The sequence below is a fragment of the Rhizobium sp. NLR10b genome (assembly GCF_019685435.1).
In the GTDB taxonomy this organism is placed as follows: Bacteria; Pseudomonadota; Alphaproteobacteria; order Rhizobiales; family Rhizobiaceae; genus Rhizobium.
In genome coordinates, this window is sequence record NZ_JABDWV010000023.1 from 1 (window position 1) to 18,760 (window position 18,760).

An 18,760-nucleotide genomic window follows, 5' to 3' on the forward strand; every position below is an offset into this window, starting at 1 on the left:
GCAGCAGTTGGAAGCTGTAGGCGTAAGCCTCGCAGGTGTGTGGGCTTGCCCGCCGCTCTTGCGGCAGGTGTTCTCGTAGAAAGGTGGTGAGATGCGGAGCCAGCGCGGTCATGTGACGGCTCCTTGATGCAAGGCCTCGCCAGCCGCTGCGATCTGCCTCAACAGGATCGGCGTTGCCTGCAGATACCAGTAGGTGTCAGTGACGTGGGCATGGCCGAGGTAGGTGCTGAGGGCGACGATATGGCGGCCGACGGCATGGTGATCGTGCTGGCATTGCTCGAGGGAGCGCACGGCGAATGTGTGCCGCAGATCGTGAATGCGGGGGCCCGTTTGCCCGGGCTCTCCCCGCACACCGAGCGATCGTGCGAGGCGGAGGAAGACAGCAATCACGGTACTGTAGGCCGGCGGGGCGCCCGTAGCGGAAACGAACAGCATGCTGTTCAAGGTTCCGAGCCGACGACGCGCCAACAAATACTTGTCCAGAGCGTCCCTCGTCGTGTCGTGGAGCGGCAGCAAGCGGCTCTTCTGGAACTTGGTTTGTCGGATAACCAGCCCATCGGCGGTCACGTCCTCAAATCGAAGCGCGAGGGCTTCGGAAATGCGCATTCCGGTGGCGGCCAGCAATCCGAACAGGGTCTCGTACATCAGCGGCCGGATCGTGTCTGACGGCTTCAATTGTGCGGCCGCCTGCAACAACGCGGTGATCTCATCCCGGGTATAGATGTGCGGGATCCGCCGCTTGAGCAGGTTGCGCCCCAGGGCTTCGGCGGAAGGAATCTGATGGCGCAGGTCCTCGGCTGCTAGCACCAACGCAAAGCGGCGGACCGTCACCAGCCGGTTGCAGCGCTGCTGTGGGGATGGCGCAAGCGTCGCCCATTCAAGTACACGAGTGACTTCAATGTGCCGATCGCCATGCTTCTCGGCGAAGGTGACGAAGCTCCTCAAAAGCGTGTGCTGGACGCGGAACTTGAAGCCCACCGTGCGCTGGAGTTCCACATATCGCGAGAGATCCTGGCTCAGCATGACGCACTCCCCGGCCAAGGCTGGGCGATCTGGAGCAGCATGTCGATGTCCACCTTCGCATAGTGGGCAGTCGTGTCGACCGATCGATGGCGAAGCACGGTCCCGATCATATCCAGCGTGGCGCCGGCCCGAAGCATGCTGGTCGCCGCGGAGTGTCGCAGGAGATTGGCGCCTCGGGAGGGAGCGTTGTCGATACCCGCCCTTACAAGCGCAAGCTTGACGATGCTAGAGACAGTCGCGCTCGCCAACGGCCGATGCGGCGCGACAGCCCGCAGGAAGATCTGCTCGCAGGCGGCGGGCGGACGGGCCTCGCGTAGATAGTCGATAATCGCTTCACCGACGTCCTGGGGCAGCGGAAGCCGGATCTCGCGGCGGCCCTTGCCGCGCACACATAAAGTGCCCTCTCGCCAGTCGATGTCTTCAAGGCACATGCTCGAAACGTCGCCGGCGCGCAGACCGAGACGTGCCAGCAGCAGCAGAACCGCGTGATCGCGGATGCCGATCGGTGTCGTGACGTCGCACGACGCAACCACCCGATCAACGTCGGCGGTGGAGATGTAGAGCGGCAAGGCCGATAACCGCCATTGCGGGACCGTCGGTATGGCCTGATCAAGCCCCGGTTGGCACAAACCCTGGGTAGCCAGATACTTGAGGTAGCCTCGCAACGCCATCGTCATCGTCTTGAGGTTGGCGCGCGAACTTCGCTGGGCCTCGTCAAGAATCACCTGCCGAACAAGACGGGCATCGTACAGCTTTGGATCAGGACCGAGGCCGGCAAGCAGCCGCATGACCATACGGCCGTGGCGACGGACGGTGCGCTCGGATATCCCCCGATGCCGTCTCAGCCAAGTCTGGAAAGCAACAATTTGGACCTCGTGAAGGTCCACACCTGGCAGCTCATGTGTCGACGGCGTCACCGCCCCGTATTCCACCAGGAAACCAATGAACCGGCGCGCGCGATTTACATATTTGGCCGACAGACGATCGGCTTGCCGGCTGCCAGGGCAACGGCATCGGTGCTGCGCAAAGCGGCGAACGACATCGTCGTCAATCTCCGTGATGGCAATCTTCGTGCTCTGTAGCCACTGTCCGAAATGACGGGCCGAAGCTTCGTAGCCTGACACCGTCAGGCGGGTATGTCCCAACTTCAACAATCGGCTCGTGAACGCCTCCAGGAACGGACGCAATTTGCCTGGGTCCATCAGTTGCGTGCATTCTGGTAGAACTTCCGTCGATTTTGGCACGGGTGGTCTCCTCTCGATGACAAAAAGAACGTCTCGAGACGACAACAATTATGCCGAGTGGGGAAGGCTCATGAACGATCTAAGCTATTGGACAAAAACGAGGAAGCAGCTCGAGCCGCGGCGGACTTCACATAACTGCACGCTTCACATAATTGCGGTTATGCGGAGCCCCGCATAACCGCAAAGGGCCGGACAGCCTGCTGTCGCTGGTGCGCGACGCCGGCAGTGATCCGTTCAACGGCTCGCTTTATGTCTTCCGGGCGAAGCGGGCAGACCGGGTCAAGATCGTCTGGTGGGATGGATCAGGGGTCTGTCTCTATTCCAAGCGGCTGGAGAAGGCGCAGTTCTGCTGGCCGCGGATCGGCCATAATCGGGTGCAGCTCAATCATGCCCAGCTCATGGCGCTCGTTGACGGCATGGACTGGAAGCGGGTTCGCTCTGTGGCGGTTAAGCCGCCGGAGATTGTTGGGTAAAGGCCTGCGGCGAAGTGAATCAACCGCCTGAAAGGGCAGGAAAACTGGAGCAGAATATGCTCTGGTAGGCTTCATGACGCCGCCTGATCTGCAGCTCCCGGATGATGTAGAGAAGCTGAAGGCCATGGTCCTTGCCATGGCCGACAAGGCGGCACGGACCGACGTTCTGGAGAGCGAGGTCGCAGATCTGAAGGCGAGAAACGCCCATGCTGATGAGCGCATCGAACGACTGACCCAGATCCTGAAAGCCTTCGATCGTGCCCGCTTCGGCCGCCGATCGGAAAAGCTTGGACCTCCAGGCATCGACGATGAGCAGCAGGCATTTGTCTTTGAGGAGATCGAGAGCGGCATCGCCGCGATCCGGGCCCAGGTCAACAAGGGCGCAGCCCATCCGGATGGCAAACGTCAGCCGCGGCCGCGTAAGGGCTTCGCACCTCACCTGGAGCGGGTCGAATTGGTGATCGAGCCGGCTGAACTGCCCGAACACGCCGGCAAGCAGAAGGTGCTGATCGGAGAAGACGTCTCTGAGCGATTGGACGTCGTGCCGGCGAAGTTCCGTGTCATCGTCACCCGGCGGCCAAAGTATGCCTTCAAAAACGAAGACGGCGTCATCCAGGCATCCGCACCCGCGCACATCATCGAGGGTGGCATTCCAACGGAAGCACTTCTGGCCCAGATCGCGGTCTCCAAGTATGCCGATGGCCTTCCGCTCTATCGGCAGGAGGCAATTTATGCCCGCGACAAGGTCGAGCTCGATCGTAAGCTGATGGCCCAATGGATGGGCAAACTCGGCTTCGAACTCGACATCCTGGCCGATTATATCCTTGCCGAGATTAAAAAGGCGGAGCGTATCTTCGCTGACGAGACGACGTTGCCAACGCTCGCGCCGGGATCCGGATCAGCAAAGACGGCTTGGTTATGGGCCTATGCCAGGGATGACAGACCCTTTGGCGGCAGTGGCCCGCCGATGGTCGCCTATCGCTTCGAAGATAGCCGTGCTGGCGATCGTGTCGCCCGGCATCTGAATGGCTATCACGGCATCCTCCAGGTCGACGGATATGGTGCCTACAACAAGCTCGCTCGATCTGACGGAGGCAATGACGGCATGATACTCGCCGGCTGCTGGTCCCACAGCAGGCGCAAGTTCTACGAGCTCCACGCCTCGGAAAGCTCGACGATTGCGACCGAGACGGTGGAGCTGATGGCAAAGCTCTGGCAGGTCGAAGAAACAGCCCGCGGGCAAAGCCCTGATGCTCGTGTCGCGGCGCGTCAGCAGACATCTGCTGCCGTCGTCACTGAGCTCTTCGACCTTTGGCAGAAGACCCTGCCGCGGATCTCCGGCAAGTCGAAGCTCGCAGAAGCGATCCGCTATGCCACCTCGCGTCGCTCCATCTTCGAACGCTTCTTGACCGACGGCCGTATCGAGATCGACTCCAACATCGTCGAGCGCGCGATCAGGCCCCAGACAATTACGAGAAAGAACAGTCTATTCGCCGGCAGTGACGGTGGTGGCAGGACCTGGGCGACCATCGCCACGCTCCTTCAGACAGCGAAGATGAACAACGTTGATCCGCAGGCCTGGCTTACCCAGACCCTTGAGCGCATAGCCAACGGTTGGCCCAGCAGCGAAATCGATGCACTCATGCCGTGGAGCTACACAGCCTGAACGGCCTCAGCTTGTCGCTTACGTCTTTTCGGTTGAACAACGCCGACATTGGACGCACGCGACCGGCCATTGAACCTTGTTCACGGGCCGGTGCATTCGATCACAAAATTACGTCGTTTCTATTTCCGTACTGCGCCACGTTGGAAAAGAGAAGCGCCCCAAGGGTGGAACGCTCCTCGGGTCTTCGAATTAAATGAAGCCGAAATTTTCCCCCGTAAACGAGGTAAGATCTGACATGTCGTGCAGATTGTCGACATGAGCGAAGGCATGCGCGTGGTTCGCGGAATCGACATAGGCTAGTGTCGCACCGTGAGTTTTGCCATCCTGACCGAGAGTTTTTTCATCATAGTAGACAATGATGTCACCGCGGGCTTCCCCGTGAATAGCGGTCGCGGCGGCAGAGCTAGACGTGAACCCACGATCTGTGATTACCACAACGTGCTCACCGTGCGCGTTCGCGGCCTTGCCATTGTAGAAAGTGTCCGCAAATTGGCCTGGGAAACCCTTCGAGTGGTTGATGAAATTTGCGCCAAACAGATCCCCTTTACCGAAGTGATCGGCGTCCATGACAAAACGGTCTTGCTTCGGGTCGAAATCTTTCACAGTCGTATAGCAGTGCGTTGTTCCAACCATAGGATCGTGGAACCGAAACACGAAGGCGTCAGCGTCTTCGCCGCCAGTCAAAACATCTGCGCCGTCACCAGCCGCTAGGATATCCTTCCCCTTTCCGCCGTCGAGCCAGTCGTCGCTCTCGCCGCTATGTGGTGTTACGCGGCGCTGTTCGAAGGGGTTGAAGGCGACGTATGAGCCGTCGCTATACAGGACGTCGTCACCATCACCGCCATTGATTGCGTCTGAGCCATCCCCGGCCCAGACGATGTCATGGCCGGGACCGGCCTGGATCATGTCGATTCCGCCTTCAGCCCAAATCAGATCATCGCCGCCGCCGGCGTTGATCCAGTCATTGCGATTAAGTCCATAGATTGTGTCGTTGTCATCGGATCCATTAATTAAGGGGCTGTTATCAGTGCCTTTGATCATCATCGCATATACTCCTTATGAGGCAGCCGAAGCTGCCAGCACCCTTATGTTTTCTAAGAGCGAATTAGTGAAATCCATTGATCTGATCCGAACGATTTGAATGATGGATGCTAAAATGTTTATCGTCCGGACGCACTGAGCGCCCTTCGTAGATGGCCGGCAGAATATGAAAAAGACTTGGGGCTATGACAATCGGCGGCCAAGAAGTGGCAACAATGTCCGCGACACCTCGTTGACGAAGGTGAAAGCTTCCCCCTCGTATACGCTGCAGACGTGATCTGCAGAGCACCTGATCTCAGGTTACTTTGCAGATCGAAAACCTCAGCTCCAGGCATGGAGCGGTGGCTTCTCGCCATTCAGGAAATACTTACCCAAAATGGCGTACTTCCAGCGGACCGGGTCATGAAGAGTATGGGTGCGGGCGTTGCGCCAGTGGCGATCAAGCCCGTGCTCTGCAAGGGTTGAACGCGTTCCCGCCAGCTCGAACAACTTGTGGCCGCAATCGCGATTTCGGTGGAGAGTATCTTCGCTTCGGCGGTAACGATCTGGGCTTCCGCAACGGTTCAGGAAGAACAAATTGGGGATGCTGATCACCCGCAAGAACAGCGCAGAGATACTGGTCGCGACGACGCCGTCAATGTTGTGAATATCCTCAAGCCGACCCGACGCGTCCCTATGATACGCTTCTCCACCAACGGTGAGCCCAACACGGCGGGGTGGGAGTCGGACGGGGGTCTCACCCATCACTCGCGAGTTGCCCAGACGGCTGAACCGGCCTCGGGATCGGGCATCGCACCGCAGGTCGGCAGCCGCTCGGCCCCACCCATCGGCTGACCGACTATCATATCACTGCGGATTACAGGCTCCTGGACCAGGAGTTGCAGGGACGCTCTGCGGATCTGGCCGCCCGGACGAGCGTCGTGAATTCTGTCGTGGCACAAGCTCAGCTACAGTCGCGCTTTCGTTGTACGGGCCTAAGTTTGTTGGCGCGGCAAATGCTTGTGCCACCAGCTGGAAAACAAACAATAATATATGCGGAAATATATTTCCGTATAGTTTTCCACTAAATGGTGAGCTATCAATGCACTACCGCTCTCTGGCGTAAGATAAGCGAATATATTATTAAATATATCCTGTGCGTCTCTTGTCTTTAATCGGGCAATTGTAGAGAGTCTACTTATGAAAAAGGTATGACCATGCTATCCAACAGCCGAAGGGCTGTCGCAGGGAGGAACGTCGGGGTATGGCTCAGGAGATAGGCTCCGGCACAGCAGGGACAACGCCTCCTATGTCCCAAAGAGCGTCGGATCGACACAAGACCCAACGGACGCGATGCGAAACTTGATCCAGTCCAGCGATCTGGCTTTTCTCATGGAAGCTCATGATGCCCTCTCCGCGGGTCAGGCGGGGTTTGCAGACCTTTGGGCGTCCAGCCCAGCACCGGATGTTAGTTTCGCTCGTTATGGAGTTAATATGTCGCTAATTAAAAGAAAAATCTTCTCCGTAGGCGTCTCGACCCTAATGGCATCCGGCGCGTCGGCGGCCGATCTAGCGGACCACAGCGTTCCGAGCGCCCCCTCTTATGACGCACCGGGAACCTTCTCGTGGGCCGGGGCTTACGCCGGTCTTCACGGAGGTGTCGCGGCCTCCAAATTCAACCCGTTCAACAATGGTCGCGCCCCAGCGGTGGGCGCTCAGGTAGGTTACAATTTCCAGGCCGGATCGGGCGTTTTCGGCGCAGAACTGGAAGGCTCTTACATGAACAACGAAGTGCGTGTGCCCGGCGGCAAGGTGGAAAGCCGCTTCCGCGGTGCCGCGAAAGCGAAGGCTGGCCTGGGCTTTGACCGCACTTTCGTCTACGGCACCGCGGGCGTCACAACGACCGAGTTCGAGGGCCGCCACGCCGCATCCGGATCGAACATGTGGAAATCCGGACCGAATAGCTGGAAACAGGGCAACCTCTTCGGCGGCGGCGTCGAGCACGCGTTTTCGGGTGGCGTGTCGGCAAAGATCGAGTACAACTACGTCATTAACAACGCCGTCCCGACCAAGAGCGGAGGCATCAGCTCGAAGTCCGACCTCAACGATAATGTAATTGAAGCGGGCCTAAACTTTCGCTTCTGACGAACTCGTCTGAAGCCTTGAGCTAACCCAGATACAAGGCAACCGCCAGCGCGATCGGCCATGCTTTGAAAAATGCCGGCCTTGAAATCATCCATCGATTGCCGCTTCAGCTTTTCGGCAGTAGCACTCAGAATCATCGGCTCGCTCCACAACTTTCGGAGCGGCAATCTCTCTTCCATGTCAACATACCGTTGAGCGCCAAAATTTGCGACGGGCCCTGCTTCGAAGTTGTGGGTCGTCTGCGTACGGTTCCGAGTGAATGCCAAGCTATGGCGATCGGGCTGACGCACTCGGTTAAAATTGACGGCTCGAACTGTTTTTAGACGAGCGGCGCCAAACGGTTTGCCGAGGACGATCCCACCTGCAATATGCGCTTTTTGGTTGTATGCATCAAGGGTATCTAATATGGTTTTCAGAGTTTCGCTGCCCGCGGAACTGGACACTCACTGCTTAGATGTGAGGAAGTTAATCTTGCGCCGAACCGGGAGGTTGTCGTGAAGGAAGAATCCTCAGCGGTCTCGAATCTGGTGTTCGATTTCCTGTCAGAGTCAGCCAGCGCAAAGAGCAAAGACGATGTGTTACTCTTACTTGGAAAAATTTCACAATATTTCGGGTTTAGTTATTTCGCGATATCCGGCATCCCCTCGCCTCCGGAGCGAATTGATCCCTATTTCGTTTTGGGCAATTGGTCAGCCGGGTGGTTTGATCGCTATCGTGAAAACAACTATGTCCACGCCGACCCCATAGTGCAGTTTAGCAAGACATGTGATCACGCATTTGTTTGGTCGGAAGCTCTGCGAGATCAAAAACTCGCTCGGCAGAGCCGTCGGGTCATGAATGAGGCACGCGAATTCAAGTTGATTGACGGCTTTAGCGTTCCTTTACACACTGCCGCCGGGTTTCAATCGATTGTCAGTTTTGGAGCGGAAAGGGTAGAGCTCTCAACCTGCGACCGAAGCGCGCTCTATCTGATGGCGGCTTACGCGCACAGCTTGCTCCGCGCCCAAATTGGGAATGATGCCAGTCGAAAGATTCAGGCCTTACCCATGATCACAACGCGAGAGCGCGAAATCATCCATTGGTGTGCCGCAGGCAAAACAGCAATAGAGATCGCAACGATTCTCGGACGATCCCATCGAACCATTCAAAATGTCATTTTGAACATCCAGCGAAAACTCAATGTGGTTAATACACCCCAGATGATTGCCGAAAGCTTTCGTCTCAGGATCATTCGCTGAAATATATGGAGTTTTCGGCCACTTCAAGGATCGGGCCTGTTGGATCACGACAGCGATCATGATCTGATGGTAGCCCGTTGAAATGCTAAATCTGCGCCTGAATTGATAGACAGGCGCAACACAGTTTTCGGTAGGTCGAGCAGAGAGCATCCATTGGATGGCTGCGAGGACGTGCTTTGAATTTGTTTCCTCAGAAGTCGTCCAATGGCCGCCTACCGCCAGACGGCCCCCCCGAATTGACCAGTCGCGTCTTTCGGGGTGATCCCCGACAGATCGCAGTGGTTGGCATTGTCTGGTCGGGCAGCTTGGATTAGCCGCGCACTTTTGACCGGCGCATTTATCACGCAATACGCGTTAAAGCGTGCGGGAAGCCCTGGCAATGTATTCGCCCGGTTGCCACTTGGCCTGCAGTTGACGCTTGCCCCCTCCAAACGTCCGGATGGATCCACGGGCTCACCGCTGAAATCGCATGTTTTCCCGGTTGACGTTCCCGGATTTCCAACCGGGCCGGCAAGCGTGATGCCGCGGATCACAACGCCAGTTTCTACGGGCTTCGCTGCGACCTTGCCTTTTTGGTGCTCCTCAGCCGCGGCTCCCTGCGTTAAGGTGAAGGTCAGAGCGAAAGCAGCTAGGCATCCGAAAGCTCTCAAAGTAGCAGTCATTAGGCTTCTCCTCTTTTGCCGGCCGGCAAGATGTCGCTTCCGGACCGATGTCTCTGAATCGAATGAAAGGATCTGCGCCCCTTTCAAGTTACCGAAACTTGATCAGGTAATTCACGGCCACGTTCTTGGGACGCGTCTCAAGAGCTGTGCGTGCCGGATTTTCCGGTGAACCTGTCGATTTGCTTGAAATGGAAGTTCCGGCGGCACTGCCCTGTTGCGAAATTCCCGCCGGCGTCGTTATCTCATAGGGATGCGCATGAACTTGCAGAGCATCGCATTGGAGTGATCCAACAACGTTTGCAACATTATTGCCAGTTGGATCTAGCCGTCGTTTCGCGTCAGGGTCCATACCGGCACCGGAATCGAAACCGCGCAGGAACAGCCCACGGTAGTCTGGAATCCGAAATTCCAGATCGGCCGTGGAATTCCGCTCTCCATAGAGTCCGCCGAGAACGGCGTAGAGTTCTGGATAGGCGGCTGCCCTGAGATAGCGTCCATCGCAAAGCATCCATCCCTGGGCTTCGACGTAGCTGATCGGAGCTTCCGCATTTGTACCCGCAGCCACGCCAGAGCTTGCGCAGGGTGTGTTGCTCCAGATTGTATTAACCGAGCTGGAGATAGGGGCAACTTGCCCCGCAAAGGGACACACCGCACCGATTGGAGGCCCTGCAAACATCTTTGGTTCCTCGGTCAAATTGATGTGTGAGGGAAGGAATGCCAATTATCAGCAACAACAGGCACTCCCCTGCATCAGCTCCGTCCTGACGGACGGAGCTGATGCTAATTCACCTTGCCATCAAGCCGGGTTGACATCCCAGGTATTGTCGTCTTGGAGCACGCCTACGAGATTGAAGACGGCAGAGGGAAACTTGGCTTCCTTGGTCTGGGTGATCGTGTCGATACTGAGCACCGAGCCGATGGTCACATTCGTTCCCGCCGCAATCCAATAACTCGGAGTCGGCGTGAACGTGTGGAGCAGATTGGTGCCCGCTTGTGCAACATAAGTTCCTGTTCCGGACATGCCGATGCCCACGGAGAACCGGTTGTTTGGCACATTGGCAGCATCGTTGATGACCAGTGATCCTGCAGGATCACCCTTGATCGGCGCGGTCAGGCCAGGTCCATCACTTAATGAAAAAGTAGTGGTGTTTCTCCCGCTGGGGCTGCAGTCCTCCACTCCAGAGGCAAGAAAGTCCACGCCAGCAATCAGGTGTCCCGTGTCGCTCCAGACGAAGTTATAGGCGAGCTCCCAAGTGAATTTGATTTGATTGCCAACCCGAATTTGATACGGAGAGCAGAACCATGCCAAGGAGAAGACATTGGCAACAGGCTGAGGCATCTTTTGATAGACGTAGAAGGTCCAAGGTTGCGCCGATTGATTCTTCAACAGCAACGAATATTGCGTTCCTTGGGCAAGCGCCGCGCTTCCCGGCTGTGATGCACGGGCATGATCCGTCATTTCCTTGTCTACGTAGCTGACATGCAAGGACATTTGATTCTCCCTTTCCGCTGATTTTCTATCTTCACGCCAGGACTGATCCAATCGTTTGGACCGCTCCTTGGCCCAGCTCCAACTGAGGCGAGTGTTATTGGAGACACCAATTCAGCTATAAGTATTCCTGGGTGACGTAAATGAGTAGATATACTCCCTGACAGACCACCATTAACCCATAGTCATGCCCCCGAGACCCGGGACGGTAAGAGCGGTCGATGCCTATTTGGTCGGTAGCAGATAAGCACGGCCGAATCTAACGCAATCCCATCAAACGAAAAGCGGCCTGAGAGCCGGCTCGATCGAGCCTTAGGCGTCTTTGACGCACACCGTATGCTCTGCAAATTTACTCTAGCGGTACGGGATGATGGCATTCTTAAGCCCGTTTTGGCTGATGTTTCCGTTACCGCCATTTCCTATGCCGCGCGGATTATTTGATTTCAAACCATGGTAGCGCGACGAAGGACGTCAAACATCCGCGACCTAACTCAGAAATGAGTATTTCTACTCATTTTGAAGGACAGAAAAATCGCGCATGGTAATCCTCGGGGGCAGGGAGCGATGATGAAGATTTGCATTGGGAACTCTCGGGCTAACTCCGTGCTCATGGAGAAAATCTGGCGATTTCGACACCAGCAATTTGTGGAACGACGTGGATGGCAGGCATTACGCAAGAGTGATAGACGGGAAATAGATCAGTTTGATCACGATTGCGCTATTCATTTTAGCGTTCTCAAGAACGATGCGGTGATCGGGTATTCTCGGCTCCTTCCTACGGTGCAGCCACATCTTCTTTCAAGCGTCTACCCGCAAATCATGCGAGGTCAAAAGTGGCCAAGGTCGCACGACGTTTTCGAATGGACGCGGTGGGCGGTTGCAAGCGGTGACGAAAGGATTGACGGGGTTCGAGTATCGCGGGTTTTAATGATCGGGTTGATGGAGTTTTGCCGCGTTGCCGGCATCACCTCGCTTATCGGCGAGACGCATCCAAAGCTGATAAACTCCTTGCGCGCCAACGGGTGGCAAACACACATACTCTCAGAGCCCAGCATTTTCGAAAACGAATTAGTCGTGCCACTCGAAGTCATCCCCTCGTCCGCCCCGCAGACGTTGAAGGCAACTAGCTAGCATAGGAAATTCCGCTCGATGTTTGAACCTTACGGCTCAGGGAGTTTTGGTCACCAATTCGCCGCCAGTCCGGCTCATCGGCGCACACAAGTCCCGCCTGGATTTCTTTTGCACAAGCGGTGCTACTTCGCAATCAATGCTTAGGTCAGAGAGCCAGTCACGTAGCCGCCCGGATCGATTGCAGCCTAATGATTCCGCAGCCTATGCCCCCTAGAACGGCATGGGACAGTCAGTGTACCTCAGTCACTCGCGTCATTGGCATCCCTTTATGGGGACGGCGAGGAAAGCAACCAACGGAGAGTCATAACATGGAAACGACAACCACCCGCAAGCCCGTTAATCTCATCGGTAGCGAGTTGAGCGTGTTTGCCAAGGCGCCGCGCGTCGGACCGACCCCTTCGACCACAGAAATTGCTGCCATGATCAAGGGGGGCAAGCCAGGCGACATGGACAAACTGGACGTTTAAGTTTCATCCGTGTGACCGTCGCCAAGGCGGCGGTCACTGCCCCTTTAGATTTTCATCAACTAAGCGATCACCGATGTTCAAGGGAACGATTGACCGAGGTCATCTCGAGTGCGTGGCTGAGCCCCCGATGTACCCGCCGCCCTACCCCAACATCTCTATCCTAGACCATCCTTTGCTCGAAAGCTTCCGGTGGGACACCACTGACCAAATCATCCTGATCTGCCGCGAGCGTTCCGCCGAAGCGAATGGGCAGCTTGTGGCACTCAGGGATTGGTCGATAGAACGAGCGGAGGATTTCTGTGCCTTTGGGCAATGGCCATTGGACTATCAGACAATTTCGATCAACTGCCATTCCGGCACGGTGACCTTGAGCGCCGGACATGGAGGTGTTGCGCCACTTTATCTGAAGGTCAGCGGCGAGCGCATTGATCTCTCCTGGTCGATCGCGGACTTTTATTCGGGCATGACCCTCGCCGACGTCGACACGGACCGAACTGGCCTGCGTCTTGTCGGCACGCTCCCCTATGCAACAACGACGTTGTTTCGCGGTGTTTTCATGCTGACGGAGCGCGCGTCGCTTTGCATCAGCAGGACCGGAGCCGTCGAGACGAAATATCCCCCTCCGGCACCGTATTTCATCCCGACCCCACTTGTGGATGAGGCCGATGTTGCAGCCGCAGCATGCCGTTTGATCGACACCCTGCTGCGTCGCTGGCCGCTCACGCCCACCCTCACGGCTAGCGAATTCAGCGGAGGATTGGATTCGGCAGTCGTTGCCGCCATTTTGGCTGGGCAGCATCCTGACGCCCTGCAAACCTATGCCTTGGAAGTCGAGGGGCCAGCTCGAAGTCAACAGACTTCGCGGCGCGAAATAGCAATCGAGCACTTTGGCTTCCACGACCAAACGCTGCGTGTTGACACGATACCAATGGTTCCGTGTGGGTTCGAAGTGAGTAGCGACTACGTCCCCGCTCCCTACAATGCCGATCTGCAGCGGCCCCTCCATCAACTATTGAAGTCGCTCGCAACTGCCTCAGCCCCGCGGGCGGTCGCAACTGGTACAGGCGGTGATGAGTTGCTAATGGCCCATGCTTTGGAGCAAAGTCACGACCAAATCGCTCGTAATATCAGCGATGCATTCCTTCCTGCGATCCTTCCCTCCGCCATGACGCTGGTGCTCAAAAGCCGATTGCCCGACTATGCAGCATGCTGCGATCGGGCACCCTTTCCTATTCTGCCGATCTCGGTACTGGAGGCACACGCCGCGCGGGCTCCTTTGTTTGCGAGCCATGGCATATGGCCAATTAGCCCATTCGCCCAGCCAGAAGCCGTGCGATTTTATCGGAGTTTGCCTTTAGCCTGGAGGCACGAAAAGGCGCTGCATCGCCGGATGTTGGAACGGCTTGGATATCCCAAACGGTTCTTCGGCGTTTCTATAAGAGAAAATTTCGAACACTATCTGACCGGCTCGCTGATTATCGGTGCTAGCGAGATCACTAATCAATTATCCCGTCGTTGCCTGCTGCATGAACTGGGACTGATCGATGCTGACCGGCTGATCGCCACAATAGACGACATCCGATACGATTCTCCGCTTAGCGAACTCGGCTTTATCTTCCACGCAATTAACGTTGAACACATTCTTCGGCCGAATTGATGGAACTTGAAGGAGATCACCCGCTAACGCAGCGGGGATTTCAAAATGCCGGCAATTAGGTCCCTTACAATTCGGAAGCCAATGCAGAACGGCTATGTCGAAAGTTTCAACGGGCGCATGCGCGACGAGCTGCTCAACGATAGCCTCTTCTTCGGGCCTCGATCATGCCCGAAGCGCCATTGCTGAATGGGCGGACGATTACAACCGCTTTCGGCCACTCATCGCTCGGATACAAAACCCCACCAGACTTTGCCGGGACCATCGCCGCAACCGGCTCCAACGCTGCGCAAGATGAAAACGTCGCGTTTCCGCCGGTTGCTCACACCGCGCCAATTGGCGTATTCAAAACCGCCGGGGCTCTAGTCGCCGCTGGATGAAAGTTCAGTGGCAGGTCAAGGGTACACGCCGAATCGTCGTCTTCCTGCAATGTCTGCCCACGCTGCGATCGCGATACCGCTGAGTGGTTTAGCGATGACCGAGAGCAGCATCGTTGTGCCGGGGATTCCCCGGAAAATTCTCATCAATCATCACGGTATGACGTCACAACAGGTGAAATCGAAGAACCCCAAAATATTGTCGAGGACAGCCGCTGCAAGCACATCCGGGATGTGGCGCAACGATGTGTTGGAGAATCCGTCACGGCGGGTTGCAATCGCAAGACAGCGCGCCTCAAATCGACATCATGTTACCGGTTGGGCAATCTAACGTGTCCGTCGAAATATGCCTGCTGGACTCGTCAATGGTGTCATAAGCCAGCGTCTACCCAAAGCGCCGAAATTCAGCTTCCTGTCGGAGTCTGGCCGGCTTTCTGGCGACTTATTACAAATGTAGTCAAATGGGGGAGGACAACGGTTGTAGACTTGTTGCTTTGGCTGCACGCGATTTCGTAGTCTCACGCTCGAATTCTTCGCCTCGATCGACTGCGTCGGCAATTGTGCGCTTGCATCATTCTTCGGGCAAGCGAAACGGGTTTGACTTGAATTGTGCTGTAATCGAGGTTGATTGAAATGCATTCGCTCCGTCTAACCGCTGCGGTGTTGCCGCTGCTTTTGTCATCTTGCATGCTCGGGCCCGACTATGCATCGCCGGAAACGCCTTTACCGGCGAAGTTTTCCGAGGGTGCAAAACAGAGCGTCGGCGATGTTGCGGTGTCGGCATGGTGGAATACCTTTTCAGATCGTACGCTCAACCAGTACGTTGCCACCGGCCTGGATGAGAACCTCAGTGTTCAGCAGGCGCTCGAAAGGATTAATGCCGCCGCCGCGGACGTCACCATCACTGGCGCCGGGGGCTTTCCCAACCTTGATTTTGGAGCATCACACACGATCTGCAAAGCGCGAGATGTCACGAGCACCCAGAATATCTCCGGGGGGCAACTATCGTTGACCTGGCTGCTGGACGTATTCGGCCAGTACCGGCGCAGCACCGAAAGCGCACTTGCTTCTCTTGATTCTGCGCATGCGGCTGTCGACGTCGCAAAGCTGGCTCTAATCAAAGATCTTGTTTCCTCCTACATCGACGCCCGGTACTACCAGCAGCGCGTCTCCATTTCTCGAGCGAACCTGAAGTCGCGCCAGGAGACCTACGATCTCACGAATTTTCAACTCGAAGCGGGAGCAGCTTCCCGGCTGGATGTCTCGCAGGCCGAAGCGCTTGTCCAGTCGACGATTGCCGAATTACCAAGTCTGGAACTGAATTTCCGCGTGTCGGCTCATCACATTGCTACCCTCATCGCCTTGCCGTCGGAAATGGTGGTCAAGCAACTGCAGAAAAACGAAGGGCAGCCGGTCTATCGCGGAAAGATCAATGCCGGCATTCCCGCCGATCTTATTCGCAATCGACCCGATATTCGCCAAGCTGAGCGGAATCTCGCCGCGGCGACTGCAAAGATCGGCGTGGCGGAAGCACGGCTTTATCCCGCGATAACGCTCTCCGGCTCGATCACACCTTCCTATAGCAATCAGCGTGGCCGTCGCGGCGATATCTCGAAATGGACCTTCGGGCCGAGCCTTGACCTCCCAATTCTGGACGGCGGCCGTTTGCGGGCAAACGTGGAGACTTCTAAATCGGCCGCGGCAGCAGCCTACATAAGCTGGAAATCAACCGTACTGACAGCTGTGCAGGAAGTTCAGGACGCTTTGACAGCCGTCCGACGCGACGTTCGCACAGTAAACTCACGTCACAGGCAAGTGGAAACGACCGAAGAAACACTGAAGCTTTCGGTGGACTCGTACAAGGATGGCGCCTCGTCTCTGCTCGATGTTCTCGACGCGCAAAGGCAGGTGTCCAGCGCTCAGGCAAGCCTCGCTACGGCAATCCAAAAATTGGCCAAGGATCACGTGCAGTTGAATGTCGCAATCGGCGGTGGTTTTGCGGCTCCCATGGTCGCGTCGCCCTGGGTGGAGGCATCACGGGTGTCGCAGCAAATGCAAACGTCCGGTCGCACTCGCAATAGTCGAGCATTGCATTGTGAGATGTTTTAACCTGATCACGTCATTGGCGCGCCAGCGCCCGAGTTGCATTGGCGCCGGCGGGGAGGCCGGCGCCGTATTAAAACTTAGGATGCAGCCGAAGCGGAGTCGGAGGGGTTTTCTCCGAGATGGTCTTCAGAATCTGCGAAGCGAGCTTGTAGGGCGCGCCTGGGAGTTCGGGCGGCGATCTTCGAGGTAGCCCTTGTCGTGCTTCCTGAGAAGGAGTGCGGCACGCGGATCGAAGCACCACGGTCGTCAGCGCCGTAGGAGAACTTGTTTCACGGAGCCGTCTTATGCTTGCCGGTCAGGCGCTTGTCGTTGTCAGGACCGTAGACGTTGATGTGGTCCATCAGGTTCTTTTCGAACTGGGCCGTCAGCGCTTCAAAATGGGCCTTGCCGCCAACTTCGCGCATGTTGCATGCCCGAACCGGTCCAGTCGGCGTCGCCGTGCGGCTTACAATGATACTCGATGTCGATGCCGTACTTTCGGTCAGGCGCTGCAAGAGGTAGCGTGTCCATCCAGATCTGGTCGGCGACTTTATTGAGCCCTTGCCGAGGGTCTGGAATTCCCACTGCCACTTCGGCGTTGATGCCTTCGTGGTTGATGCCGGCTGCGAGGGCAGAGGTCGAGATGCTCTTTGACGTGTTCGCGGGCAGCCGAGCCGACGCTCCCGCTCTTATTCATGACCAGACAGGTAAGATCGTCTTGGATGATAAAGCCTGTGACAGCAATTCCTTGCGCGCAACAATTGCCAACATGGAGGCCGAGGCGGTGATATCCTCAAATCGTTCCCGAAACATCATTATCCCGCAGGATCCGTCATCTACAAGCAGCGCAATCACATCGAAAGGTGCTTCAATCGCTGAAGCACTTCCGACGGTTTCCCCCCGCTACTAGAGTCGAGCTATCCATTTCACAGGATTCATCCATCTCGCTGTAGTTATGATCTGGATACAATGAATCTCGATTGGTTCTAGGCGGCATTCAGAAGACGAGGAGACGCTTGGCAGCGATATGCTGCATGACTACTCGGTGGTCTCGTCATAAGAAATCCACTACACTCGCGCAGGTCCTGATTGCCGTTATTAGATCGGCGATGGCCCGTGCGCAACACGCACCCGATTGTCGTAAGGACCATTGACAAGACGGCCATTGTCCCCGTGCTGGATGCCCACATCAGCGTCGAAAAAATAGCCTGCGCCCCGGGCTGTTTTAATTAGGACGGGGGTTGGCCGGATCTGTTTCAAGCTTTCGGCGCACGCGCAAAATGAGGACATCAACGCTTCGGTCACACACCTCTTCTCCTCGAACTCGGCTCGCAAGTAGAAGCTGTTCTCTCGTCATAACGTCACGTGGCCTTTCCAAAAAGGCGACTAAAAGATTGAATTCACCGGCCGTCAACTTGACCTCATCGCTTTCTTCAGAGGTTAACTGACGCTGCCTAAGGTTCAAAGTCCATCCGGAAAAATGAAAGGAACGTCGATCTTTTGCCCGTGGGCCGATAGGCCGCCGGCGCAATGCTACGCGGATACGGGCTAAGAATTCGCGCATTCCAAAAGGCTTCGAAATAAAATCAGTTGCACCGAGCTCCAGTGCACCAACTCGATCTGCCTCCTCAAGGCGGTCGCCGCTAATGGCAATGATGGGGATATCCCATTTCACCGTCAGATTACGCACGATGTCCGATCCATCTTCACGACCCAGATTAAAATCAAGAACCACAAGATCAACCGGTTCACATGCGAGCACACGTTTCAGCTGCCCACTATCGCTGACTGCGGTTACCTTAAAGGCATGCAATGTCAGATACTCGACAATAAGATTGCGCATGGCGAGGTCGTCATCGGCGACAAGAACGTGTTTCAATGGCGTACCTTTCAAACTTATCCACGCTGGCAACTCCAGGCTACTGGTTTGTATTCGATCGTTTCTAATGAAGTCACCAGTTCCGTGCACGCTTGAGAAGCGACCCAAAGTTCGCGATTTGGTGAAAGACACAATTGGTCGCAAATATTCTAACAGCGGCGCATCCGTTAGAAACAAACTTCTTGGTCCGCCAACTCACGCGCGGCC

The 18,760-nt window shown here is 56.2% G+C and carries 13 protein-coding genes and 5 pseudogenes; 9 read left to right on the forward strand and 9 right to left on the reverse strand.

Translation table 11 applies throughout. The annotated features are described in order from the left end of the window. From HJB91_RS30955 to HJB91_RS27895, 3 genes and pseudogenes are all read right to left on the reverse strand, one after another. Positions 1 to 112, reverse strand: a pseudogene (locus HJB91_RS30955) (integrase/recombinase); the annotation flags it as partial. Next, the gene (locus HJB91_RS27890) at positions 109 to 1,023 is read right to left on the reverse strand and encodes a tyrosine-type recombinase/integrase (protein WP_221156519.1); all 915 of its coding nucleotides are present in this window, start codon (positions 1,021 to 1,023) and stop codon (positions 109 to 111) included. The pseudogene HJB91_RS30955 and the gene HJB91_RS27890, both read right to left, overlap by 4 nt. Further along, entirely contained in the window at positions 1,017 to 2,267 is a 1,251-nt protein-coding gene (locus HJB91_RS27895) for a tyrosine-type recombinase/integrase (protein WP_221156521.1), read from the reverse strand. Before HJB91_RS27895 ends, HJB91_RS27890 begins: the two co-directional genes overlap by 7 nt. Positions 2,268 to 2,419: 152 nt before the next feature. Between HJB91_RS27895 and tnpB the strand changes: the two genes are divergently transcribed. Next, positions 2,420 to 2,740 carry an IS66 family insertion sequence element accessory protein TnpB gene (tnpB, locus tag HJB91_RS27900; RefSeq protein WP_204339724.1) on the forward strand — a complete coding sequence of 107 codons (321 nt, stop codon included), beginning with the start codon at positions 2,420 to 2,422 and terminating at the stop codon, positions 2,738 to 2,740. Between the two features lie 73 nt (positions 2,741 to 2,813). Continuing rightward, positions 2,814 to 4,406: an IS66 family transposase gene (gene tnpC / locus HJB91_RS27905; RefSeq protein ID WP_221156523.1), complete on the forward strand. Its 1,593-nt coding sequence runs from the start codon at positions 2,814 to 2,816 to the stop codon at positions 4,404 to 4,406. Between the two features lie 189 nt (positions 4,407 to 4,595). Here the strand turns inward: tnpC and HJB91_RS27910 are convergent, their stop codons facing one another. Further along, positions 4,596 to 5,450: a calcium-binding protein gene (locus tag HJB91_RS27910; RefSeq protein ID WP_221156525.1), complete on the reverse strand. Its 855-nt coding sequence runs from the start codon at positions 5,448 to 5,450 to the stop codon at positions 4,596 to 4,598. 318 nt (positions 5,451 to 5,768) lie between these two features. Further along, positions 5,769 to 6,010, reverse strand: a pseudogene (locus HJB91_RS27915) (SfnB family sulfur acquisition oxidoreductase); the annotation flags it as partial. A gap of 910 nt (positions 6,011 to 6,920) precedes the next feature. On the opposite strand from HJB91_RS27915, the gene HJB91_RS27920 reads away from it, so the two are divergent. Both HJB91_RS27920 and HJB91_RS27925 read left to right on the forward strand, forming a co-directional pair. Next, positions 6,921 to 7,571, forward strand: coding sequence for an outer membrane protein (locus HJB91_RS27920; RefSeq protein WP_221156578.1), 651 nt, complete (start codon positions 6,921 to 6,923; stop codon positions 7,569 to 7,571). A 494-nt stretch (positions 7,572 to 8,065) separates the two neighbouring features. Further along, the gene (locus HJB91_RS27925) at positions 8,066 to 8,809 is read left to right on the forward strand and encodes a LuxR family transcriptional regulator (protein ID WP_018496492.1); all 744 of its coding nucleotides are present in this window, start codon (positions 8,066 to 8,068) and stop codon (positions 8,807 to 8,809) included. 750 nt (positions 8,810 to 9,559) lie between these two features. On the opposite strand, the gene HJB91_RS27930 is transcribed toward HJB91_RS27925, so the two are convergent. Further along, the gene (locus HJB91_RS27930) at positions 9,560 to 10,036 is read right to left on the reverse strand and encodes a tail fiber protein (RefSeq protein ID WP_017958615.1); all 477 of its coding nucleotides are present in this window, start codon (positions 10,034 to 10,036) and stop codon (positions 9,560 to 9,562) included. A 231-nt stretch (positions 10,037 to 10,267) separates the two neighbouring features. Further along, complete coding sequence (locus tag HJB91_RS27935) at positions 10,268 to 10,963, reverse strand: protein rhiA (protein ID WP_138333857.1); 696 nt, start codon at positions 10,961 to 10,963, stop codon at positions 10,268 to 10,270. A 561-nt stretch (positions 10,964 to 11,524) separates the two neighbouring features. Here HJB91_RS27935 and HJB91_RS27940 point away from each other — a divergent pair. From HJB91_RS27940 to HJB91_RS27960, 5 genes and pseudogenes are all read left to right on the forward strand, one after another. After that, the gene (locus HJB91_RS27940; protein WP_138333855.1) at positions 11,525 to 12,091 is read left to right on the forward strand and encodes an acyl-homoserine-lactone synthase; all 567 of its coding nucleotides are present in this window, start codon (positions 11,525 to 11,527) and stop codon (positions 12,089 to 12,091) included. Positions 12,092 to 12,399: 308 nt separating this feature from the next. Continuing rightward, complete coding sequence (locus HJB91_RS27945) at positions 12,400 to 12,558, forward strand: hypothetical protein (protein WP_017958612.1); 159 nt, start codon at positions 12,400 to 12,402, stop codon at positions 12,556 to 12,558. Positions 12,559 to 12,685: 127 nt separating this feature from the next. Continuing rightward, a complete protein-coding gene (locus tag HJB91_RS27950; protein ID WP_259669972.1) occupies positions 12,686 to 14,215 on the forward strand; it encodes an asparagine synthase-related protein in 1,530 nt (509 codons plus the stop codon). Between the two features lie 75 nt (positions 14,216 to 14,290). Further along, positions 14,291 to 14,592: pseudogene (locus HJB91_RS27955) on the forward strand (transposase); the annotation flags it as partial. A gap of 630 nt (positions 14,593 to 15,222) precedes the next feature. Beyond that, the gene (locus tag HJB91_RS27960) at positions 15,223 to 16,698 is read left to right on the forward strand and encodes an efflux transporter outer membrane subunit (protein WP_221156527.1); all 1,476 of its coding nucleotides are present in this window, start codon (positions 15,223 to 15,225) and stop codon (positions 16,696 to 16,698) included. Positions 16,699 to 16,765: 67 nt separating this feature from the next. On the opposite strand, the pseudogene HJB91_RS27965 reads toward HJB91_RS27960, so the two are convergent. Together HJB91_RS27965 and HJB91_RS27970 are read right to left on the reverse strand one after the other, a co-directional pair. Beyond that, positions 16,766 to 17,356 (reverse strand): annotated as a pseudogene (locus tag HJB91_RS27965) (glutamine synthetase); the annotation flags it as partial. 416 nt (positions 17,357 to 17,772) lie between these two features. Then, positions 17,773 to 18,553 (reverse strand): annotated as a pseudogene (locus HJB91_RS27970) (response regulator). Positions 18,554 to 18,760: the final 207 nt, after the last annotated feature.